We start from the raw sequence: 21,842 nt of genomic DNA, 5'->3' as shown, positions 1-21,842 counted from the left end.
CATCTTCCGGGTCAAATCGCTCCAACCCCTTTTAAAGCATCGCGAACCGCCGATCGATACACTGCGAACAGCGCCCACAATGGAAGTATTGATGGGTTTGATTATGCACATCAGCGCAACTGCGCGTCTCAACGATCTGGTCTGCCATCCCAAGTTGGGAGATGCGCTCCACGACTTCAGCTTTAGTGCGCGCGAAGTAGGGATTGTCGACGCGCATATCGTTCTCGAAAACAAGCCGCAGAAGACGGGTGAACAGCTTCAGTGTCTTTGGATGCGTGGTTCGCGTCGCTCGTGTTCCAACGACGTTGCCGACCGGCGGCAGGTTGAGGCTCACGACCCCGTTTTCATGGAACGACACGCGGTCCAGTCCAAAGGCCGTTGCAGTGATCGACCCAAGTACCGCAAACAAGAATGAGCGTGTGCGATGCGTTCTTTCCGCGGTCGATCGGCTCTTCAACTGGGCGGTCATGGGAATGTGACGGCACGTTTCCGGTCCGTACCGTTTGCTCAACGCTGATATCAGCCGTTTCTGGACCGGCGCTATTTTCGTGGACGAGGCATGACTGACCAAAGCAACCCGATGCTTCTGTTCTACGATTTCTTCCACAGCACCCGCAAAGGAATCGAGCCCGCCGGAAAACATCAGGACGCGGTGGGGCTTCCATGAACTATTTCGTCCGAATTTGAAGAAGCGCGATAGCTCTGCATCCGGTTCGTCTTTGGTCGAAAAAGAAAACTCAAAGCGGTCGCCGGATAGAAACATCAACGTTTCTTCCAGAGCTTGTATTACGCTCTCACGTTGCCAGAAATCCAGATCGCGAACCGGCATTGTGGCTACGAACCGTCTGTGCCACTTCTCACCCATCTTCTGATCCGCCGGGCCACCACGGCTGACTGCCGCGTCCGCGCAATAGACAAGCGCGGCAATCTCCAGCAAATCGAGTGCACGATCCTGCAGGGCCTCGACCAATTGACGGTTCAATTGTCCAATCCGCAGCGTCATTGCTACTTCGCGGCCAGCAATGTCGAGACGCAGGACTTCATCACTGCCGCTTTTTGTCAGCGGCGGCAACCATCTGACTTCAACTTCAGACAACGGCGCGACGGCGCCCAAACTCCGAGCGCATCTTTTTGAACGCGTAAGCTGTGAACTTGTCTATTGCATCGCAATCAAGCGCCTGCTTCTGCCAGACGGTTTTGCCATACCAACCGCCCGCATATTCTTCGACAATTCTAGACACTTCAAATGTGTGCTGGGCGAGGGCTTGTTGAAATGCCACTCGCTGTGCATCGGTGGAAAAGCGTCTATCCTCACCCGTATGATTAGCGAGTTCCCGACTGAGGTAATAATCCAAAGATCGGTAAGTCAGCCTGGCAAAAAAGTCCCGTGCAAGGCCTGCAAACGAATCGCCGGAGGCAAAGCTCGCGAGAGCCTTACGGATTTCCTGCGGTGTCGGTTCAAACAGGGTTGGTAACCGATCGCGCATCTGAACGGACAGACTTTCTAGCAGTGCCGCCTTCGCCAATTCGCCTGCATCTGAGGAACCTCGGAGATCAAAGCTGTTGCGATCAACAACGCGTTCCAATCCTGCAAGCAGTCCTGTCACAGAGTTAAGCTCTGATCTGTCGATTCCGAGATCGACCAAAACGTCTTCGAAGCCAGGGGCCCTCGCAAGCAAAGGCAACCGCACCAGAAGATCACTTAAAAACTGAAACCTGGGGTCACGACTCGCCCGTGCGAGATCGCTCTCAGATGCATCCGCTGCGGCCTCGGCGATGTCTTCGACTGACGCATCGGTTGCGATCAGATCAACGACCTAGCGCCACTTCCTGGACCGAGGCAAAGTGCCAAGCCTGATGTGTCCCATCAGTTCCTCCCTTGCCTGAAGAGTCATTCAACCATCAGGCGAATGTAAAGGGAAAAATGGCGGCCTTAGCTTACCCTGCGCTTACCCGAAGCGAGTGTTAGGCATGAGATCGCCTCGTAAGTCTTTGAAAACAGTGGTGAGCCGTGCAGGATTCGAACCTGCGACCCACTGATTAAAAGTCAGTTGCTCTACCAACTGAGCTAACGGCCCACTCTTTTGCTGGATCTTCCTGATCCGTGGCGCTCTTTAAGACAAATCCCTGATCGGGTTCAAGCCCTTATTTTGCGCCTCGTTTCACCGATACATCTTATGTTTCCGGCGACCCGATAGGCGGCTTAATTAGGCAGGTGTCGCAGGGGGGTCAACCCCTTTTTTCACGATTCTGCGCAACAGGGTGGATTCATGTTCGGACCGGGGTTATATCGCCGCCATGCAACAGAGACTCGATACCGGTTTGCCCTTCATGAAGATGCACGGGCTGGGAAATGACTTTGTCATCGTGGATGCGCGCGGGCGCGATTCCCAGATCACCCCGGCTCTCGCAAAGGGAATCGGCCATCGGCAGTTTGGGGTGGGTTTCGACCAATTGGCTGTAATCGAAAACGGCCAGGCGGACGCACATCTGGTCTTCTACAATTCCGATGGATCTACCTCGGCCGCCTGTGGCAATGCCACACGCTGCATCGCGCGGTTTCTGATGGATGAGACCGGGAAGTCCGAACTGGCCCTGACAACCGAACGCGGCGCCCTCTTTGCAAAAGATGTCGGCAATGGTCTGACCTCGGTGAATATGGGACAGCCTCAACTGGACTGGCAGGACATACCGCTGGCGGAGGAGATGGACACGCTGGAGTTGCCGATCGAAGGTGCGCCTACGGCAACCGGCATGGGCAATCCGCATTGCACCTTCTTTGTCGAAGACGCCGAGGCAATTCCGCTGAACGAGTTTGGCGCGCGTTACGAACACCATCCACTCTACCCAGAGCGCACCAACGTTCAGGTCGCACAGGTGACTGGCCCGGACAATATCCGTATGCGCGTTTGGGAGCGTGGTGTCGGGATCACATTGGCATCTGGCTCATCCTCCTGCGCGACGGCGGTTGCAGCCGCAAGACGCGGTCTCACGGGGCGCAAAGTTCAGATCGAGCTGGATGGCGGCACGATCTGGATCGACTGGCGCGAGGATGGAGTCTGGATGACCGGCCCGACAGCGCATGTCTTCTCGGGCACCCTCACCCCTGAGTTCTTGGGGTCTTTGGGATGAACCCGCCCAAGTTCACCACTTTGGGCTGCCGCCTGAACGCCTATGAGACCGAGGCAATGAAAGAGCTGTCACAGCAGGCAGGTCTGACCGATGCTGTGGTGGTGAACACATGCGCGGTGACGGCTGAGGCAGTCCGCAAAGCCCGGCAAGAGATCCGCAAATTGCGGCGCGAAAACCCCAACGCCCGTCTGATCGTCACCGGATGCGCCGCCCAAACTGAACCAGAGACATTTGCCCAAATGGACGAGGTCGATGCGGTCATCGGCAATACCGAGAAAATGCAGCCCGCAACCTGGAAAGGCATGGCCGCCGATTTCATTGGCGAGACCGAGGCCGTTCAGGTCGATGACATCATGTCCGTCACTGAAACAGCCGGGCATCTGATCGATGGCTTCGGCACGCGCTCACGCGCCTATGTGCAGGTTCAAAACGGCTGTGATCACCGCTGCACTTTCTGCATCATTCCCTATGGCCGTGGCAACTCCCGCAGCGTACCAGCAGGTGTGGTAGTAGACCAGATCAAGCGGCTTGTGGACAAGGGCTACAACGAAGTGGTTCTGACTGGGGTCGATCTGACCTCGTGGGGGGCCGACCTGCCCGCAGAACCCAGGCTTGGCGATCTAGTGATGCGCATCCTCACACTGGTGCCAGACCTGCCGCGCCTTCGGATCAGTTCAATCGATTCGATCGAGGTCGACGAAAACCTGATGCAAGCCATCGCGACCGAGCCGCGCCTGATGCCGCACCTGCACCTGTCGCTTCAGCACGGGGACGACCTGATTCTGAAACGGATGAAACGCCGCCACCTGCGTGACGACGCGATCCGATTTACCGAAGACGCCCAAAGGCTGCGTCCTGACATGACGTTTGGTGCCGATATTATCGCGGGGTTTCCTACAGAATCCGAAGAGCATTTCGAAAACTCGCTCAGGCTGGTCAAAGACTGCAATCTCACGTGGCTGCACGTCTTCCCATACTCCAAGCGTGACGGCACGCCTGCCGCACGAATCCCGCAGCAAATCAATGGAACGGTGATCAAAGACCGCGCGGCCCGACTGCGCGCGGCCGGGGATGCTCAGGTCTCAAAGCACCTATCGGAACAGATCGGCAAAACCCATCACATCCTGATGGAAAACCCCCATATGGGCCGGACCGAGCAGTTCACCGAAGTGTCCTTCACCACGCCTCAGTCCGAAGGTCAGATCGTAACGGCTGCGATCACTGGACAAACTGCAGATCAACTCATCGTCTGATCCGCCCTTCATCTGGCTCAAAATACCTCGGGGATGAATTGGCCAAAGGCCAAGAAGGGGCTGGCCCCTTTTTAGCTAGTTCGCAAAGAAAACCCCCGCAACCGGGTGGGCGCGGGGGTTTCGATTTCTAATTCCGAAAAAGGATCAATCCTCTGGACGGAGCTTGCCCTTGTGTGGTGCCCAGAGGCGCTTGTTCACCAGATACAGCAGGACTGACAGAATAGACAGGAAGATTACGCCAACAAAACCGGCGTTCTTGCGATCCATCAGCTTGGGCTCAGCCGCCCACATCAGGAAGGCCGCAACGTCTTCCGACATATGCTCGACCGAGTTCGAGTGACCATCAGCAAACTCAACCTGTTCATCTGCCAGTGGCGGGCCCATCGAAATCCAGCCGCCCGGGAAAGCGGTGTTTTCGTACAGGATGGTGCCTGCCTCTTCCTTTTCCTTGCCGGTGTAGCCATCCAGCAGCGAGGCGATGTATTCCGCGCCGCCCATGCCTTTGACCAGCTGGTTGATGCCCAACCCGTAAGGGCCGTGGAAACCCGCGCGGGCTTTGGCCATCAGGCTTAGGTCCGGTGCGCCGACGGCAGTATTGGCCGGGAAGTGATCGGTCGGGATCGCCGGGCGGAAATCGTCCAACTCAGGATCGAAAACTTCAAAATTTTCCGCCGCATAGGTGATGACCTGCTCTTCGTTGTAGCCCAGCGCTTCCAGATCACGCAGGGGAACATATTGCAGGCCGTGGCAGGCTGCGCAAACCTCGGTATAGATTTGCAGACCGCGTTGCAGCTGGTTTTGATCCCAGGTGCCAAACGGACCTTCGAACGAAAAGGCGAAATCTTCGATATGCTGATCGCCACCACCTGCCGCAAAAGATGCAGCAGGGGTCAGGGCCAGAGCAAACGCAGCGCCGATTGCAAGTTTCTTGAACATGGTATCCGGTCCCTCTTCTTACTCGGCCGGCGTGGCTTCGGCGTCAGCCTTGCCATAATGCGCGTTGAAGTCTTCTTCGATGGTCTCCGGTGGAGTCAGCGGTTTTTCGATAACACCCAGGATCGGCAGGATCACGAAGAAATAGGCGAACCAGTAGGCAGACGCGATCAGCGAGAAGGTCGCATAGGGCTCTTCCGCGGGCATAGCACCCAGCCACATCAGGGCAAAGAAGTCGATGATCAGCAGGTAGAACCACCATTTGAACATCGGACGGTATTTACCCGAACGCACGCTCGATGTGTCCAGCCAGGGCGCCAGCGCCATGGCCAGGATCGCACCAAACATCGCAATCACACCGAAGAACTTGGCGTCGATGATGCCACCGGTGATGAAGCTGGCGAACTGAACAACCCAAACCTCGCCAGTGAAGGCACGCAGGATCGCGTAGAACGGCAGGAAATACCATTCCGGCACGATGTGTGCAGGTGTGACCAGCGGGTTGGCTTCGATGTAGTTGTCCGGGTGGCCCAGGTAGTTCGGCATAAAGCCGACGATCGCCCAGAACACGACCAGGATCACGGCCAGCGCAAACAGGTCCTTGATCACGAAGTACGGCCAGAACGGCAGTGTGTCTTTCTCGGCCTCGGCTTTTGAACCACGGCGCACTTCAACGCCCGTGGGGTTGTTGTTGCCGGTGGTGTGGAAAGCCCAGATATGCACGATGACCAAGGCCGCGATGATGAACGGCAGCAGGTAGTGCAGCGAGAAGAAGCGGTTCAGTGTGGCGTTGTCCACGGCGGGTCCGCCCAACAGCCAAGTCTGGATCGCTTCACCCACAAACGGGATCGCACCAAACAGGCCGGTGATCACTGTCGCGCCCCAGAAGGACATCTGCCCCCAAGGCAGAACGTAGCCCATGAATGCGGTACCCATCATCATCAGGTAGATGAGCATACCGATGATCCACGTGATTTCACGCGGGGCTTTGTACGAGCCGTAATACAGGCCGCGGAACATGTGAATGTAGACCGCAACAAAGAACAGCGAAGCACCGTTCATGTGCAGATAACGGATGAAGTAACCGCCATTCACGTTACGCATGATGTGCTCGACGCTGGCAAAGGCCAGATCGACATGCGGTGTATAGTGCATCACCAGGATGATGCCGGTAACGATTTGCAGCGCCAGGCAGAACGCCAGGACGATGCCCCAGATCCACCACCAGTTCAGGTTCTTGGGGGTCGGGATCATCAGGGTGTCATACAGCAGGCCGACGATGGGAAGGCGGCTGTTCAGCCACTTTTCGCCGTCAGACTTCGGCTCGTAATGATCGTGGGGAATTCCGGACATAAACTGGGTCTCCCTTAGCCGAGTTTGATGGTTGTTGCGTCGACCCACTCTGCGGGTGGAACAGGCAGGTTCTCAGGCGCGGGGCCTTTGCGGATCCGGCCAGCAAGGTCGTAGTGCGAACCGTGGCAGGGGCAGAACCAACCGCCGAAATCGCCAGCGTCGCCCAAGGGGACACAGCCCAAGTGGGTGCAAACGCCCATCTGAACAATCCACGCGCCCTCTGCCTCGCCTTCGGGCGACGGCATAACACGGTTTGCATCAGTCGCGGGCGCATCCGCGTTCAGGTTGAAGTTCCGTGCCAACGGATCAGGCAGGCTGCCAATGGCTTCCTCATCCTGCTGCTGCGCTTCGGCAATCTCAGCACCAGTGCGGTGACGGATAAAGACGGGTTTTCCCAGCCACTTGACGGTCAGCTGTGTACCCGGCTCGACCCCGCTCACATCCGTGCGGATCGACGAAAGCGCCTGCACGTCTGCTGACGGGTTCATTTGGTTGATCAGGGGCCATACGGCTGCACCCGTCGCAACGACACCTGCGCCGCCAGCGACGTAATACAGGAAATCTCTGCGGGTGCCTTCGTGGTCTTCTGCGTGGGACACGAGGTTATCTCCGATTGTCTGGCGCCCGCGGACGGGCAAAAAGCTCGCGCACCGCGTGAAAGCGGCGTCTTAAACGCGCTTACTATCGGGGAGAATAGTGTTCGTCCAGCGTTCATAAACGCGCAATACGCCGCATGTGCCGCTTCATTTAGGGAACGAGGCCGTTTTTTTGGTGAATCTTGCGCTCAACTTTGTTGATCAGGTCGAATCAGGCTGCTTTGATTCGATTGCCAGCAGACACCAAAGACGACGCCCAGCAGGCGCGGGGCGTTCCAGCCATGTAACGCTGAATTGCGCCTTGAATGTTCACAATCCAACCGGCGGGAACGGGATTGTTTTCTGCAAAATCATATTCCCCAAATAGATGATTTAAATTGCAAATTGTGCAGGTTTACCCCGTTGCACTTTTTGCGCGAATACAGGACAGCGGGCAAAACGCGCGAACTCCTGTCAGGAGACCCCCTATGTCAAAAACCCTGTTGATCACAGCTTTACTTACATTGACCTTGTCCACTCAGGCCCTTGCCGCAGGTGACCCCGAAAAGGGAAAGGCGATGTATAACCGCTGCTCGTCATGCCACGCGATCATCAAAGACGGAGAAGTTCTGGTCAAAGGTGGAATCACCGGACCGAATCTTTATGGTGTCATCGGACGAGTCGCCGGATCCGAGAACGATTACCGTTATGGCAGCGAACGCCTGCCCATCGGAATGTTCACCGACGACATGATCCGCGCCGGTGAAGAAGGTCTGGTCTGGACCGAAGACAACATCGCCGCCTATTCCAAAGACCCGATCGGGTTCATCAAGGATTATCTCGACGACGACACTGCCCGCCCGAACATGAGCGTCAAGCTCAAGAAAGGTGCGGAAGATATCGCTGCTTATCTGGCGACGTTCAGCCAGTAACGCAGATGCGGCTGAGGATGCCTTAGCCCTGAGGGCGGGTGGCCACCATGCTGGGTCGCTCGCCAAACTCCGCAAACCACTTGGCAAGTGCGTCATTGCCCTTGCGCCACCCCCGCGCGTCATGGCGCAGATCCAGATAACCCAGCGCACAGCCGACGGCGACCTGCCCCATATCCAACGGGCCGGACAAATGCGCCATCCACCGTTGGTTCAGTACGGCACAGGCACGGTCAATCTTGACCCATTGCGATTCAATCCACGCATCCCATTTTTTGTCTTCAGGGCGCAGACGATCCTCATAAGTCATCAAAAGGGCTGCATCCAGAATACCCTCAGCAAGCGCTTCGAGTGTCAGAACATCCCAGCGACTTGCGCCCTCGGGATAAAGCTTTCCACCGGCACGGGCATCCAGAAACGCACAGATTACCCGACTGTCGAACAAGGTAGGCCCATCCGGGCGCTCCAGCGCCGGAACTTTTGTTAACGGTGCTTTGCTAACCAGTGGCTCAGCCGGTGAGATCGGTGTTCCGGCCACGGTCTCCAGCTCAACATCTTCAAGCTGTTCTGTTTCATGCAGCAATACCATGACTTTGCGTACATAAGGCGAGGTCAGACTGTGGTAGAGTTTCATCGGCGGGCTCCCTGTTTGAGCCGACCTTACAGAAGGCCTGCAAAAACAAAAGCCCACACTTTGCCGAGGGCTAGGCGTTGCGCATTAGCTCTTGCAGAACATTCAATTCTGACCCGATCCCTGACGCAATCTGTTCTGACGCCCGCAAGCGCACATCATCAGGCTTGTTCTGGCTCAACTTCCAAGTGCCCTGAACATCCTCGACCTGCATTCGGCACGGCACGATCATCCGCATCATTTTGGTCAGAGCCTCATCTGACATCTTTCCTGTGGCCCATGGAGGTTTAGGTTGCAGGCGCTCTTCATAGAAGGCCGACTGCCGGTTCAACAGATCCAACAGCTCTTCCTGCGGGCGCAACTCCAGCTTCCCGGTCAGATGCACAGCCACGTAGTTCCAGGTTGGAACCTGATCCTCGACCTCATACCAATCCGGAGAGATATACCCATCCGGCCCTTGTACCGCGATCTTCGCCGCTTTCGGCTTTTCCAAGGCGCGCACGATGGGATTGGAGCGGACAAGATGCAGTTCAGCCACCCTGCCGTCGTCCGACAGAAGAATCGGCACATGGCTCAACAGCGGGGCACCATCTGTCGACAAGACCAATACACCGAATCCTCGGTCACGGGCGAACTCAATATGGCGCGCGCGCTCCTCGGCGCGAAAGGCGGGGTTCGGGTGCATGGTGATCCTCCTGCCAAATCTCTTGCAGACGAGGCCCAAGATATGCAAGGACCGTCTTGTTCTCAGGGCGGGGCGAAATTCCCCACCGGCGGTATGCGGGCGACGACCCGTAAGCCCGCGAGCGGCCCAAAAGTGTCCACGATCCGAAAAGTGGGAACCGGTTTTCGGACAAAGTGTAGAAGCGCCAGAGGGTGACAAGCAGATCTGGTGAGAAGCCAGAGCCGACGGTTACAGTCCGGATGAAAGAGAACGTGCAACACGCCGGCAATCGGTGTGCTTGTTCGTGATCGCCTTGGGTGACGTGTCTGTTACGAAAGGAGATCACGATGACACACACCCGCTATGCTTTTGTCAAAGCCAACTGGCATTCCGATATCGTCGACCGCGCACTTGACGGCTTCCTCGAACTCATCCCCGCCAAGCAGGTCGATGTCTTCGACGTCCCCGGCGCGTTCGAAATGCCCTTGTTGGCCCGCGACCTGGCCCAAACCGGCAACTACACCGCCGTAGCGTGCGCCGCCTTTGTTGTGGATGGCGGCATCTACCGCCACGACTTCGTCGCGCAGGCAGTGGTCGATGGCCTAATGCGAGCAGGAATGGATACCGGCGTTCCTGTCCTGTCTGTCTCGCTGACGCCGCACCAGTATCAAGAGACCGAGCACCACAACGCCATCTACCGCGACCACTTCGTGCAAAAGGGCCGCGAAGCCGCTCAAGCCGCGCTCGGCATCACCCAGATCCGCACAAAAATCGCAAGCGCAGCTTGATCGCTTCTTCTTGTCCCAAATACGGCAGGGGTGAATTGAGCCGCAGGCTCAAGAGGGGACGACGTCCCCTCCACCACCTCCAAAACGCAATTCCGCTTGAGGCCAGGACCCGCGCCCGCTAATCACGACCCGCAAAGGAGCACGCCCCATGTCGATGAACAGTTTTGGACACCTCTTCCGCGTCACCACCTGGGGCGAGAGCCATGGTCCCGCTTTGGGCGCTACGGTCGACGGCTGCCCTCCGGGTGTTCAAATCGACGAAGCCATGATCCAGCACTGGCTGGACAAGCGCAAACCGGGTCAGAACAAGTTCACCACGCAGCGGCGCGAACCGGACCAGGTAAAAATCCTCTCGGGAGTATTCGAAGGCCAGACCACCGGCACTCCGGTGCAATTGATGATCGAGAATACCGATCAGCGTTCAAAAGACTACGGCGATATCATGGACAAGTTCCGTCCGGGCCACGCCGATATCACCTATTGGCAGAAATACGGCATCCGCGACTATCGCGGAGGCGGGCGCAGCTCGGCGCGGGAAACCGCATCACGTGTCGCCGCCGGAGGGCTCGCGCGTGAGGCGATCAAACAGATCGCGCCGAATGTGCAGATCACAGGCTACATGACGCAAATTGGACCGCACAAAATCGACCGTGCAAATTTCGACTGGTCCCAGATCGAACAGAACCCGTTCTGGACACCCGATGCACAAGCTGCCGAGGACTGGGCCGCGTATCTGGACGATCTGCGCAAGTCCGGCAACTCGGTCGGCGCTGTGGTCGAGGTCGTCGCGCGCGGTGTTCCAGCAGGAATCGGAGCGCCCGTATACGCCAAATTAGATACTGATCTGGCCGCTGCGATGATGTCGATCAACGCCGTCAAAGGTGTAGAAATTGGCGAAGGCATGGCGGCCGCGGAACTGACCGGCGAAGCCAATGCGGATGAGATCTTCATGGGCCAGAACGGCCCGCAATACAGCTCGAATCACGCCGGTGGCATTCTGGGCGGTATCTCAACCGGACAGGACATTGTGGTACGCTTTGCCGTGAAGCCTACGTCATCGATCTTGACCACACGCAAAACGATCACCAAGTCGGGTGAAGAGACCGAGATCATCACCAAAGGCCGCCACGACCCCTGCGTCGGCATCCGCGCGGTTCCGGTTGGCGAAGCGATGATGGCCTGCGTGATCCTCGACCACCTGCTTCTGCATCGCGGTCAGATCGGAGAGAACCGTGGACGGATCGGCTGATCTGCGCACGCGCCTACGTGCGGTGGTCGCGCATCGCATGGAAACGGATCCAGCCCATGATCTGGCCCATCTGGATCGGGTCTGGACCAACGCTCAGGCCATCGCAGATGATCAAACCGATATGTCCGTGCTGCTGGCCGCAAGTTATCTGCATGATCTGGTAAATCTACCCAAGGATGATCCTGATCGGCATCTGGCATCTCGCAAATCCGCAGTGGAATCAGAGCCTATTCTGCAGGATTTGGGGTATAACTCGAACCAGATCCGAGCCATCCAGCATGCGATCGAAGCCCATAGCTTCTCGGCCGACATTACTCCGAAAACAGCCGAGGCGCGTGTCCTGCGCGATGCGGATCGGCTTGACGCCTTGGGTGCCATCGGTATAGCGCGCAACTTTTCCGTTTCCGGGGCACTGGGGCGCACTCTTTATGACGCGGCAGATCCCTTTGCCCAAAACCGGCCATTGGACGACCTGCATTTCTCGCTCGACCACTGGAAAGTCAAACTGCTGGGGTTGCCGGGCGACATGCTGACCCAGACCGGCAGACAGATTGCGGAACAACGCACCACGCGTATGATCCGCTTTCTTGAAGAATTCGCCGAGGAAATCGGCAATTCTCTGCCTCAATCCTGGGTGAATGACTAAACCCACCCGTTGATCTTTGCCCGCCAAAGGCGCAGGTTCGCGCCGATGACAAAACCCTTAACATCGCATCGACCTATGCTGGCAGTGACGCTGAAACTGGGCGCGCTGTTCCTGTTCACGTCGATGTCCGCCTTGGTCAAAGCTTTATCGGATGAATTCCCACCGGGCCAATTGGTGTTCTTTCGGTCCCTGTTCGCGATTCCCGTCATCATTCTTTGGCTCATCGCGCGCGGGGAATTATCCAAGGGCTTTGTGGTCAAAAAACCCATGGGCCATTTCTGGCGCGGCGTTCTGGGCACCAGCGCCATGGGGCTTACCTTTACCGGCCTCAGCCTGCTGCCCCTGCCCGAGGTGACGGCAATTGGCTACGCCACACCGATCTTCACCCTGATTCTGGCCGCCGTGATGCTGGGCGAACGCATTCGTCTGATCCGTATCGGCGCGGTGGCTCTTGGTCTATTGGGGGTCCTGATCATGATTTGGCCGCGCTTGGGCAGCACCCAGATGGAGGTCGCCGCAACCGTCGGCGCTCTGTGCGTTTTGGGGGCCACCATCGCGCGCGCCTTTGTGCAGATTCATATCCGGCAGCTTGTCAAAGTCGATCACCCGGCTGCGATCGTCTTCTATTTCTCGATGACCGCAACCTTACTGTCGGCGCTGACCGCGTTCTGGGGCTGGTCGATGCCAACACTGAATCAGGCTCTAATACTGATCATGATGGGCCTGATCGGCGGGGTCGCGCAGATTTTGGTGACGTCCTCTTATCGCTTTGGTCAGGCTTCGATGCTGGCACCTTATGATTACGCGACCATGCTGTTTGCGATTGTGATTGGCTATGTCTGGTTCGACGAACTGCCAACACTTGCAATCCTGATTGGGGCCGCTTTGGTCATCGCAGGCAATGTCGTTGTAATCTGGCGCGAACACCAGTTGGGGCTCGAGCGGGGCAAGGCCCGGTCGGTCACAGACCCCAAAGCGTGACTTTACCTTTTGTAATCTTTCCCTAGGTTGGGCCGGACAATCAAAGAGGTTCCCCCATGAGCGACGCGCAGGATCACAAGGAAAAGATGCAGCAGGTGCAGGCCAAGCACCGCAAGAAAGTGTCCGAGGCAGTGGATCCTGGCCGCGGTCTAGTTCTGATCAACACCGGCAAGGGCAAAGGCAAGTCATCCGCCGCTTTTGGCGTGGTTATCCGCGCGCTGGGCTGGGGCCAGAAGGTCGCCGTGATTCAGTTCATCAAGGGCAAGTGGAAAACAGGCGAGCGTCGTTTTTTTGAGGAACGCGATCTGGTGACATGGCACACGATGGGCGAAGGTTTCACCTGGGACACGCAAGATCGCGAACGCGACATCGCTGCCGCAAACGCCGCCTTCGACAAGGCGCGCGCCCTGATGTCCAGCGGCGAGTACGATCTGGTCGTGCTGGACGAGATCAACATTGCGCTGCGGTACGAGTATCTGTCTGTTGAGCAGGTCATCGACGGCCTGAACGCGCGTTCGGACAAGACCAGCGTGTTCCTGACCGGCCGCGACGCGCCCCAAGCGCTGCGTGATTACGCCGACTTGGTTACTGAGATGACTGAGGAAAAGCACCCGTTCCAAGCGGGGATCAAGGCGCAGCGCGGCGTGGATTTTTGACAATTGGCTGACGTAGGCCTCACGGCCTACGTCACTCAGCCAAAACGGCTCAGGGTCGCTTCAACAATCTCTCGAAGCGAGGCGCGTGGGGTAAGATCGTCAGGTTTTGATCTTACAGGCGGCATCGCTTCGGTTTGTTTGCGCCGCGGCTTTTGGCAATCGACATAGGCGCAATAGTCACTGTCGCAACAGGTGCATCCACACACAGCCAGCGCGTCATGGCGTGCCATAATTTCATCTAGCGACTCGCTCATTTCGGCCTCGTTCTGTTTAGACAGGTTCGTTTCCGGAGCGGCGGCAAGCTATCACCAAAGTCATGCTAAACCTGCAAACCGCCCCGAAACCATGAGCTTGATGGTACAACATCTGGCGTTGCGAATAATCTGACTATTTAAGTCGGGATTTTCAAGCCCTAAAACACCCCGAGATTTGCTCGGGGTGCAAACACGCCCTTATAAGAAATCAGAGCGCGCGATTCTGCGGGTCCAATGTTACTGACCAGAGTTCGGTATCTGCCCGGTCCATCAATCGAACCGTCATCTGTTCCGTCGCTCCGTCAATGTCCACCAGACCAAAGAACTGCAGCCCTTCGCTGGGTGGAAGGTTTACCCCCTGCCCTTCGGCAGGTGCTTTGACGTATTTGACCTCAGGTCCGAACGTGCCGTCCAGGGCGTTTGGACCAAATGTCCCTGCGTGCAGCGGGCCTGAAACAAACTCCCAAAACGGTTCAAAATCCTGGAATTGTGCTTTGTTAGGGTCATAGTAGTGCGCAGCGGTGTAATGAACATCAGCCGTGAACCAGACCGTGTTGGTGATGCCCGCCGTCTTGATGAAACGTAGCAGATCAGCAATCTCCAACTCGCGCCCCTTAGCTGGTCCGCTATCGCCGTTCGAAATTGCCTCTGCTCCGGCCTGTTCCTTCCAGTTGTCCCAGACGATCAATCCGATTGGCATGTCCGAGGCAATCACCTTCCAAGTCGCTTGAGATCCTGCCAGCTCTTGCTTGAGCCATGCCAGTTGTTCCGCGCCCAGAATGCGGGACTGATCCGTGATTTCATCCTCCATCGACGGGCCGTTCGGTCCACGATAACTGCGCAGGTCCAGGAAGAAGACGTCCAGCATCGGACCATAGGAAATCTTGCGATACACACGCCCTGGCTCTGCCGGCGTAATGCGCAACGGTGTCATTTCGTGGAAAGCACGTCCGGCGCGGGACTGAAGAACATGCACCGACTTCTCGGTATATCGGTCGTCTGAAATCAGGTCTTTCGCATCGGACCAGTTGTTCACAACCTCATGGTCATCCCACTGGAAAAAGGTCGGACAAACGGCGTTCATGGCCCGCACATGCTCGTCCATCATGTTGTATTTCCACTGGGCACGGAACTCGTCCAGTGTTTCGGCCACCTTGCGTTTCTCGTCGATCAGGGTTGTGTTCTTCCAGATCAGCTGGCCGTCTTTCTCGACCTCATCCTGCATAGGACCATCGGCATAGACGGTATCACCGGAATGGATGAAGAAGTCCGGCTTGTGCTGCGCCATGGTCGCGTAGGTGCGCATACCTTCGTCATCAATACCCCATCCCTGGCCGGCGGTGTCACCCGACCAGGCAAAGCGAATGGTGCGGCGCGAGGTCGGTGCAGTGCGGAATTGACCAATAATAGGCTCTGATATTGTGTTGATGTCACTCAGATCGGCAGCAACGAACCGGTAGAAAATGTCCTGATCCGATGGCAGCCCCTCGACCAGACGTTTGACAGCAAAATCGCTGTTGGGGATGGCATCCATCGCCGGGAGTGTGCGGGCATCTGCGAAGCTTTCTGTGGTCGATACTTCCATCATCACGCGAGAGGGGCGATCCGTGCGGGTCCAGATCATGCCCGATGTCGTATCGACGTCACCGGACTGAACGCCGTGTGTGAACACAGGGCGCGATCCGGCGCGGCTGATGGCTGGCATGGCCAGTGAAGCGGCAAAGGCAGTGCTGCCCGCCAGAAACGAACGACGGTTTGGGCGTAGGATCTTGGTCATAGTGAGGCTCTCCTGTCTGGTGATCGATTCTCCGACCACGCGATTGGTGCGCCGATATGAGCCGCCAGTTTGTAAAACCCGCGGCTCAGTTTTTTGACAGTATCATGATGATACCATGACAGATGTGGATAACGTCGTCAGGCAGCGACGTCCTGCTCGGGCGCGCTGAGTGAGATGACAAGCACCACAGCCGCACCGTTCAACCAGTAAAACACCGCATCCATACCCGTGAAACCAAAGATACTGGGTGCAAACAGAAAGGTGACGCCAACCAGCAAGTCCACCGCCAGATGAAACCTGTAGGGCAGAACCCGCCAGATCCCCAGATGGTGATCGGTCAGAACTGTCAGAACAAAGGCGGCCACCCCGGTTGCAACAGACAACCACAGGGCCAGCGGATTGGACTGACCCAGCCCCAGAAGGAACGGCAAGGTCATCAGGGCAACGGCGACCGGGTAATCCAGATACGCGTGGACAGAACGGGTGACAAAGCGCAGGGACATAAGGTTTTCCTTTCCTCAACCAGTGATGAAAGGAAGGTAGTCTGATGATCTCGGACGCTGAATTCCTGAGCGTTTACGATATATTGCAGATCATTCAAAATTAGCGGAGTATCAGTGCATCGCCCTGTACGCAGCCGGTGACAGGCCAACCTGTTTTTTGAATACACGCGAGAACGCGGCTTCCGAGGCGTATCCGACTTCGGCTGCCGCGTCCGCCACGTTCCAGCGCGCCTCGGTCAGACCATGGCAGGCGATCTGCATCCTCCAGTCTGTGAGGTATTGCATCGGCGTCGTTCCCATTTTCTCGGCAAAAAGCTGAGCAAAGGCAGTGCGAGACATACCGGCCTCTCGCGCCAAAGATGCGACGCTCCAATCCTCAGCCGGGGCTTGATGGAACGCGGTCAGCGCCCGCGAAATGCGCAAATCGGCAAACCCGGCTAAAGCCGAATCCTGCGGACTCTGGCGTTCCAGATAGGCCCTGATTGCCTGCGCGAACAGAACTTCGGACAATTTCATCGCGATCAGGTCGCCGCCAATTTTCGCGCCAGAAACCTCGGAACCGATCATACGCAGAGTCGATTCCATCCAGGCCCCGGCTTCTTCGCCGTAGTTTTCGATCAGGATGTAGGGCGGCAGACGGTCGATCAGCATGTGCCCAGTGCCCTTCCGCCCGGCAGGACCTGTGAAAGAAAAGTGACCGCAGATCAGCTGCGTATCTCGGTCTTCGTCAGAGCCGCCGTATACCAGCACACCGTCGCCTGTGTAGCCAGCCACCTCAAGCACCTCTTCCAAAGGCAACGCATCCAAAGGCTTGACCTCGGCGCAGAGCAACGCGTGCGGCGCACCGTGGGGAATCAGGATCAAGTCACCCTGTCGCAGCCTCAGTGTCTCGCCAGTCGTTGAGACATGCACCTTAAGCTCACCACGCTGCACAAAATGAAACCGCGCGACGTTTTCATAGCCCGGCACCTGAATGCCGAATGGCGGTGTGAACGATGTGCGAAAGTAGAATGTGCCACGCAGGGACAGGCGCGTGAGAATATCGCTGAGAAGATCTAACATGCGCCAAAGATACGCTTTCCATACAAGCCGTCCAGATTGCTGGACGCATTGCATGGATATTTGCACTTTCTGCAATGAAAAACCCCCGCCGGAGCGGGGGCTGAAGCTTACGAGCGGACCAGCTTTTCGTAGTCTTCCGCAATCTCGCGGGTCAGGTCGCCCACCTCGAATGTGTACTCCCCAATCTGCCCGACCGGAGTAACCTCAGCTGCGGTACCGGTCAGCCAGCATTGTTCGAAATCGGCCATTTCCTCGGGCTTAATACGGCGCTCATGAACGGTGATGCCTTTGTCTTTCAACATCTGGATCACCGTCTGGCGCGTGATGCCGTTCAAAAAGCAATCGGCCAGCGGCGTGTGAACCTCTCCATCTTTGACGAAAAAGACATTCGCGCCGGTCGCTTCAGCCACATATCCACGCCAGTCCATGAACAAGGCATCCGAGCAGCCTTTGGCTTCGGCTTTGTGTTTCGAGATGGTGCAGATCATGTAAAGGCCTGCGGCCTTGGCGTGAACCGGGATGGTTTCAGGGCTGGGGCGTTTCCATTCGGCAATGTCCAGCTTAGCGCCCTGCATTTTCGCGTCGCCGTAATAAGCACCCCAGGGCCAGACCGCGACGGCCATGCGCACCGGATTCTTGGCGGACGCCACGCCCATATCTTCGCCCGAGCCGCGCCAGACCAGAGCACGCACATAGGCGTCTTGCAGGCCGCTGGCTTTCAGCGCCTCTTCCTTCGCAGCTTCAATTTCGTCGACCGAATAGGGCATCGGCATATCCAGCGCCTCGGCCGAGGCGATCAGTCGCTCGGAGTGCTCCCGGCTTTTGAAGATCTTGCCGTTATATGCGCGCTCGCCTTCAAACACGGACGAGGCATAGTGCATGGCGTGGGTCAGAATATGGACATTGGCCTCACGCCAGGGCACCAGCTTGCCATCCATCCAAATGGTACCATCACGATCATCATACCCCGCCATGCGAAACCTCCTGAACCGGGTGAATTTTCGATTATTGCGCCAATTAGGTCCGATACGGACGCAAAATTGCGCAAAAACTGCGATTCGATACCGCTCCACCCTTGGAATGTCAATAACGCTGACATAAACTCGGCCCCGAGTAACGAATGAGGCGCACCATGTCTGACATCCGCCCGGCCCCGCGTTATGGGGGCGAAAGCCTGTTGTTTTTGACCGACGAGCAATTACGGCAGGGGATTGAGGCCATGTTTTTCGCCTATCGCGGCTTTACCGCGGACCCTGATCGCATCCTAGCCGAAATGGCATATGGCCGCGCCCACCATCGGGCAATCCACTTTATAAACCGCGCACCGGGGACTACGGTCAACAACTTGTTAGCGATCCTTGGTGTCACAAAACAGTCTCTAAACAGGGTTTTACGAACCTTGATCGAGGATGGGCTGGTGGAAAGCCGTGTCGGCACAGTGGACAAACGCGAACGCCACCTATTTCTGACTGAGAAGGGGCAAGCTCTGGAAACGACGTTGTCGGATGCGCAACGCTCCAGGATGCGCGCTGCTTACAAGGATGCCGGTCCCGAAGCCGTGGCCGGATTTCGCAAAGTGCTTGAAGCAATGATGGATGCTGATATGCGTCATGCCTATACGAAACTTCGGGATACGACCTCATGAGCGATATGGACGCCCATCTGCTGATTGTTGACGATGACGAGCGCATTCGCGACCTGCTCAAGAAATTCCTGATGCGAAACGGGTTCTTGGTCACTGCAGCTCGGGATGCTGCCCATGCGCGGCGGGTCTTGTCAGGGCTGGATTTCGACATGATTGTCATGGATGTCATGATGCCGGGCGAAGATGGTGTCAGTCTGACAAAATCGCTGCGTGAGACGCACAGCACTCCCATCCTGCTTCTAACCGCCAAAGGGGAAACCGAACACCGGATTGCAGGGCTTGAGGCCGGGGCAGATGACTATCTGGCGAAACCCTTCGAGCCAAAGGAACTGCTGCTGCGGATCAACGCAATTCTGCGCAGGATGCCGGAAACGCCAGCCGAGGAAACAGCCGCGAAGATCCTGTACCTCGGCCCGATCCGATATGACATCGAGCGGGGAGAGATGTGGCAGGGCGAAGATCCCGTGCGCCTGACCGCAACGGAAAGCCAGTTGATGAAGATCTTCTCGGCCCAGCCCGGCGAACCGATCAGCCGCGCAAAACTGGTAGAGGATCTTGGGCGCGACAAAGGCCAGGCGCAGGAACGTGCAGTGGACGTGCAGATCACGCGCCTGCGGCGCAAGATCGAGCAAGACCCGAAACAGCCCAGATATCTGCAAACCGTCCGCGGCGCAGGCTATATGCTGGCACCGGATTAAGCGTGCCGCTGCGCGGCGGTTTTGTGCCTTCGGCGAAGGTATTTGTAGCCAGATGAACAGGGGATCCCGATGACAACTGCCCTTTTGACCCATGCTGATTGCCTGGGCCATATCACGCCTGAGGGTCACCCCGAACGGGTGGCGCGGCTGGAGCATGTTCTGCACGCCTTGGAAGGGTTCGAGCTTAAAAGGGTGACAGCGCCGTTGGCGGCAGATGACGATCTGCTGCGGGTGCATCCGGAAGGTTACATTCGCGATATTCGATCCACGCGCCCGTCAGATGGGTTTGCGCAGATTGACGGGGATACGTTCATGTCGCCGGGCTCGGTGGACGCTGCCTATCGAGCCGCGGGCGCTGTAGTGCGGGCTGTTGATCTGGTGCTGAGTGGCGACGCGTCGAACGCGTTCTGTGCCATTCGCCCGCCGGGTCACCATGCAGAAACAGACACTGCAATGGGGTTTTGCCTGTTTGGCAATGCAGCGCTGGCAGCGAAACATGCGCTGGATCATCACGGGCTTAGCCGCGTTGCCGTTGTTGATTTTGACGTTCATCACGGCAATGGAACGCAAGATTTGCTGTGGGACGAAGGGCGTGCCCTGGTGATCACCAGCCAGCAGATGCCCCTTTGGCCCGGTTCGGGACGCCCGGATGAGACAGGGGTTCACGACACGGTTCTTAATATCCCGCTGGCGCCAGGCAGCGGTGGGGCCGAGATGCGCGAAGCGTACGAGTCCCAGGCGTTTCCGCGCCTGCGGGCGTTCAACCCCGATCTGATCATCATCTCTGCCGGGTTTGACGCCCATCAGGACGACCCGCTGGCCAATCTGAACTGGTCCACTGGCGACTTTGCCTGGATCACAGCCGAGCTGTGCAAAATCGCCGATGAGGTTTGTGACGGTCGTATCGTCTCGACTCTGGAAGGCGGGTATGATCTGAACGCACTGGCCGCGGCCACACGCGCCCATGTGGAAGAATTGATGAAGGCAGCACCATGACCGATACCCCAGTTGAGCAGATGACATTCGAGCAGGCCATGAAAGAGCTTGAAGCCGTTGTGGGCCAGCTTGAACACGGCGACGTGGCATTGGATCAGTCGATCGCGCTGTATGAACGCGGTGCGGCCCTGAAGAAACGGTGCGAGGACGAGTTGAAGCGGGCTGAAGAGAAAGTGGCCGCGATCACTCTGGATGCCACAGGGCAACCCACCGGGACCACATCTGTCGACGGTCAGTAAATGTTTCGCGAAAGACTGGCGCAGGATGCAGCGCGCATTCAGGCGCATTTTGACCTGGTTCTAGGCGCACTGGACGATGTCGACGTAACGCGGGCCATGGCCTACGCCACGCAAGGTGGTAAACGGTTACGCGGGTTTTTGGTGCGGGAAAGCGCACGCTTGCATGACGTGGATGAGGCCCGCTCGATCTGGCCCGCCACGGGGATCGAAGCGCTGCACGCTTATTCTTTGGTCCATGATGACCTGCCCTGCATGGATGATGATGATTTGCGCCGAGGGCGGCCCACCGTTCATGTGAAATGGAACGAAGGGACCGGGGTGTTGGCCGGCGATGCGTTGCAGACCTTAGCATTTGAACTGTGCACTCGGCCCGAAGTTGGCGATGCCCAAACGCGTGCAGAATTGGCTCTGACTCTGGCCCAAGCCAGCGGGGCGCAAGGCATGGTTCTGGGCCAGGCGCTGGATATCGCAGCCGAAACAGCGGCCACGCCTTTGACACTGGAACAAATCACCCGGTTGCAGGCGGGCAAGACAGGTGCGTTGATCGAATGGTCTGCTTGTGCGGGTGCGCGGCTGGCGCAAGCCGATCCGACCCCTCTGCGCGATTATGCGCAGGCTCTTGGGCTTGCCTTTCAAATTGCTGATGACATCTTGGATGTAGAAGGCGATGTAGAAAAGGCAGGAAAACGGCTGCAGAAAGACGCAGATGCGGGCAAGGCGACCTTTGTTTCGCTTTTGGGACTCGAGGCGGCCAAAACCCGCGCGACAGATCTGGTTGAAACGGCCTGTGCTGCGTTGGACGGGTACGGTGCGTCAGCAGAAACCTTGAAGGACGCCGCCCGCTTCGTTATTGCCCGGGACAGCTAAGCCAGGAATTC

Annotated in this window: 25 protein-coding genes, 1 tRNA gene and 1 riboswitch; of the genes, 13 read left to right on the top strand and 13 right to left on the bottom strand. The window is 57.4% G+C overall.

The features are described from left to right. Nucleotides 1–31: 31 nt before the first annotated feature. From GOV91_RS22630 to GOV91_RS05385, 3 genes are all read right to left on the bottom strand, one after another. A complete protein-coding gene (locus GOV91_RS22630) occupies nt 32–1,072 on the bottom strand; it encodes a 7-cyano-7-deazaguanine synthase (protein ID WP_254440597.1) in 1,041 nt (346 codons plus the stop codon). Between the two features lie 16 nt (nt 1,073–1,088). Continuing rightward, complete coding sequence (locus GOV91_RS05390) at nt 1,089–1,607, bottom strand: hypothetical protein (protein WP_254440596.1); 519 nt, start codon at nt 1,605–1,607, stop codon at nt 1,089–1,091. Nucleotides 1,608–2,002: 395 nt separating this feature from the next. Continuing rightward, nucleotides 2,003–2,078, bottom strand: a tRNA-Lys gene (locus GOV91_RS05385). A 220-nt stretch (nt 2,079–2,298) separates the two neighbouring features. Here GOV91_RS05385 and dapF point away from each other — a divergent pair. Both dapF and mtaB read left to right on the top strand, forming a co-directional pair. After that, nucleotides 2,299–3,132: a diaminopimelate epimerase gene (gene dapF, locus GOV91_RS05380; RefSeq protein ID WP_171234718.1), complete on the top strand. Its 834-nt coding sequence runs from the start codon at nt 2,299–2,301 to the stop codon at nt 3,130–3,132. Then, nucleotides 3,129–4,385, top strand: a complete 1,257-nt coding sequence (gene mtaB, locus GOV91_RS05375; RefSeq protein ID WP_171234717.1) for a tRNA (N(6)-L-threonylcarbamoyladenosine(37)-C(2))-methylthiotransferase MtaB — start codon at nt 3,129–3,131, stop codon at nt 4,383–4,385. Before dapF ends, mtaB begins: the two co-directional genes overlap by 4 nt. A 144-nt stretch (nt 4,386–4,529) precedes the next feature. Here the strand turns inward: mtaB and GOV91_RS05370 are convergent, their stop codons facing one another. The 3 genes from GOV91_RS05370 to petA are packed head-to-tail and all read right to left on the bottom strand — an operon-like array spanning nt 4,530 to nt 7,270. Continuing rightward, complete coding sequence (locus GOV91_RS05370) at nt 4,530–5,321, bottom strand: cytochrome c1 (RefSeq protein WP_171234716.1); 792 nt, start codon at nt 5,319–5,321, stop codon at nt 4,530–4,532. A gap of 18 nt (nt 5,322–5,339) precedes the next feature. Beyond that, entirely contained in the window at nt 5,340–6,671 is a 1,332-nt protein-coding gene (gene petB, locus GOV91_RS05365) for a cytochrome b (RefSeq protein WP_171093028.1), read from the bottom strand. Nucleotides 6,672–6,685: 14 nt separating this feature from the next. Then, complete coding sequence (gene petA / locus GOV91_RS05360; RefSeq protein WP_171178437.1) at nt 6,686–7,270, bottom strand: ubiquinol-cytochrome c reductase iron-sulfur subunit; 585 nt, start codon at nt 7,268–7,270, stop codon at nt 6,686–6,688. 464 nt (nt 7,271–7,734) lie between these two features. On the opposite strand from petA, the gene GOV91_RS05355 reads away from it, so the two are divergent. Then, nucleotides 7,735–8,178 (top strand): cytochrome c family protein, encoded by a 444-nt coding sequence (locus GOV91_RS05355; protein WP_171234715.1) that lies wholly within the window; start codon nt 7,735–7,737, stop codon nt 8,176–8,178. Nucleotides 8,179–8,200: 22 nt separating this feature from the next. Here the strand turns inward: GOV91_RS05355 and GOV91_RS05350 are convergent, their stop codons facing one another. Together GOV91_RS05350 and GOV91_RS05345 are read right to left on the bottom strand one after the other, a co-directional pair. Next, entirely contained in the window at nt 8,201–8,809 is a 609-nt protein-coding gene (locus tag GOV91_RS05350) for a glutathione S-transferase (RefSeq protein ID WP_171234714.1), read from the bottom strand. A gap of 70 nt (nt 8,810–8,879) precedes the next feature. Then, a complete protein-coding gene (locus tag GOV91_RS05345; RefSeq protein ID WP_171234713.1) occupies nt 8,880–9,491 on the bottom strand; it encodes an FMN-binding negative transcriptional regulator in 612 nt (203 codons plus the stop codon). Nucleotides 9,492–9,545: 54 nt separating this feature from the next. After that, nucleotides 9,546–9,746, top strand: a riboswitch (FMN riboswitch). A gap of 71 nt (nt 9,747–9,817) precedes the next feature. Between GOV91_RS05345 and GOV91_RS05340 the strand changes: the two genes are divergently transcribed. From GOV91_RS05340 to cobO, 5 genes are all read left to right on the top strand, one after another. Beyond that, nucleotides 9,818–10,258, top strand: coding sequence for a 6,7-dimethyl-8-ribityllumazine synthase (locus GOV91_RS05340; protein ID WP_171234712.1), 441 nt, complete (start codon nt 9,818–9,820; stop codon nt 10,256–10,258). A 148-nt stretch (nt 10,259–10,406) separates the two neighbouring features. Beyond that, nucleotides 10,407–11,507, top strand: a complete 1,101-nt coding sequence (gene aroC / locus GOV91_RS05335) for a chorismate synthase (RefSeq protein ID WP_171234711.1) — start codon at nt 10,407–10,409, stop codon at nt 11,505–11,507. Further along, nucleotides 11,491–12,153 (top strand): HD domain-containing protein, encoded by a 663-nt coding sequence (locus GOV91_RS05330; RefSeq protein ID WP_171234710.1) that lies wholly within the window; start codon nt 11,491–11,493, stop codon nt 12,151–12,153. The genes aroC and GOV91_RS05330 overlap by 17 nt, the downstream gene beginning before the upstream one ends. Before the next feature lie 45 nt (nt 12,154–12,198). After that, entirely contained in the window at nt 12,199–13,134 is a 936-nt protein-coding gene (locus GOV91_RS05325) for a DMT family transporter (protein ID WP_171234709.1), read from the top strand. Nucleotides 13,135–13,190: 56 nt separating this feature from the next. Continuing rightward, on the top strand, nt 13,191–13,790 hold the full coding sequence (gene cobO / locus GOV91_RS05320) for a cob(I)yrinic acid a,c-diamide adenosyltransferase (RefSeq protein WP_171234708.1): 600 nt from the start codon (nt 13,191–13,193) through the stop codon (nt 13,788–13,790). Between the two features lie 35 nt (nt 13,791–13,825). Here cobO and GOV91_RS05315 read toward each other — a convergent pair whose 3' ends face one another. The 5 genes from GOV91_RS05315 to GOV91_RS05295 all read right to left on the bottom strand — a co-directional run bounded on the left by GOV91_RS05315 (nt 13,826) and on the right by GOV91_RS05295 (nt 18,360). Further along, on the bottom strand, nt 13,826–14,044 hold the full coding sequence (locus GOV91_RS05315; protein ID WP_171178454.1) for a hypothetical protein: 219 nt from the start codon (nt 14,042–14,044) through the stop codon (nt 13,826–13,828). Nucleotides 14,045–14,252: 208 nt separating this feature from the next. Continuing rightward, entirely contained in the window at nt 14,253–15,821 is a 1,569-nt protein-coding gene (locus GOV91_RS05310; RefSeq protein WP_171234707.1) for an alkaline phosphatase, read from the bottom strand. Between the two features lie 137 nt (nt 15,822–15,958). Next, nucleotides 15,959–16,324: a hypothetical protein gene (locus tag GOV91_RS05305; RefSeq protein ID WP_171234706.1), complete on the bottom strand. Its 366-nt coding sequence runs from the start codon at nt 16,322–16,324 to the stop codon at nt 15,959–15,961. Nucleotides 16,325–16,435: 111 nt separating this feature from the next. Further along, the gene (locus tag GOV91_RS05300) at nt 16,436–17,386 is read right to left on the bottom strand and encodes an AraC family transcriptional regulator (RefSeq protein WP_171178460.1); all 951 of its coding nucleotides are present in this window, start codon (nt 17,384–17,386) and stop codon (nt 16,436–16,438) included. A gap of 107 nt (nt 17,387–17,493) precedes the next feature. Next, on the bottom strand, nt 17,494–18,360 hold the full coding sequence (locus GOV91_RS05295; RefSeq protein WP_171178461.1) for a branched-chain amino acid aminotransferase: 867 nt from the start codon (nt 18,358–18,360) through the stop codon (nt 17,494–17,496). Between the two features lie 158 nt (nt 18,361–18,518). On the opposite strand from GOV91_RS05295, the gene GOV91_RS05290 reads away from it, so the two are divergent. The 5 genes from GOV91_RS05290 (at nt 18,519) to GOV91_RS05270 (ending at nt 21,831) form a co-directional block, all read left to right on the top strand. Continuing rightward, nucleotides 18,519–19,031 (top strand): MarR family winged helix-turn-helix transcriptional regulator, encoded by a 513-nt coding sequence (locus tag GOV91_RS05290; RefSeq protein ID WP_171234705.1) that lies wholly within the window; start codon nt 18,519–18,521, stop codon nt 19,029–19,031. Beyond that, nucleotides 19,028–19,729 carry a response regulator gene (locus GOV91_RS05285; protein WP_171178465.1) on the top strand — a complete coding sequence of 234 codons (702 nt, stop codon included), beginning with the start codon at nt 19,028–19,030 and terminating at the stop codon, nt 19,727–19,729. Before GOV91_RS05290 ends, GOV91_RS05285 begins: the two co-directional genes overlap by 4 nt. A 69-nt stretch (nt 19,730–19,798) precedes the next feature. Beyond that, nucleotides 19,799–20,725, top strand: coding sequence for a histone deacetylase family protein (locus GOV91_RS05280; protein ID WP_171234704.1), 927 nt, complete (start codon nt 19,799–19,801; stop codon nt 20,723–20,725). Further along, nucleotides 20,722–20,964 (top strand): exodeoxyribonuclease VII small subunit, encoded by a 243-nt coding sequence (locus tag GOV91_RS05275; protein ID WP_171234703.1) that lies wholly within the window; start codon nt 20,722–20,724, stop codon nt 20,962–20,964. The genes GOV91_RS05280 and GOV91_RS05275 overlap by 4 nt, the downstream gene beginning before the upstream one ends. After that, complete coding sequence (locus tag GOV91_RS05270; RefSeq protein ID WP_171234702.1) at nt 20,965–21,831, top strand: polyprenyl synthetase family protein; 867 nt, start codon at nt 20,965–20,967, stop codon at nt 21,829–21,831. Nucleotides 21,832–21,842 lie beyond the last annotated feature (11 nt).

It is taken from the genome of Ruegeria sp. HKCCA6837, from assembly GCF_013034475.1.
Taxonomy (GTDB): Bacteria; Pseudomonadota; Alphaproteobacteria; order Rhodobacterales; family Rhodobacteraceae; genus Ruegeria.
Note: the sequence above shows the minus strand (reverse complement) of the source record. Positions and strands in the feature narration are given on the sequence as shown.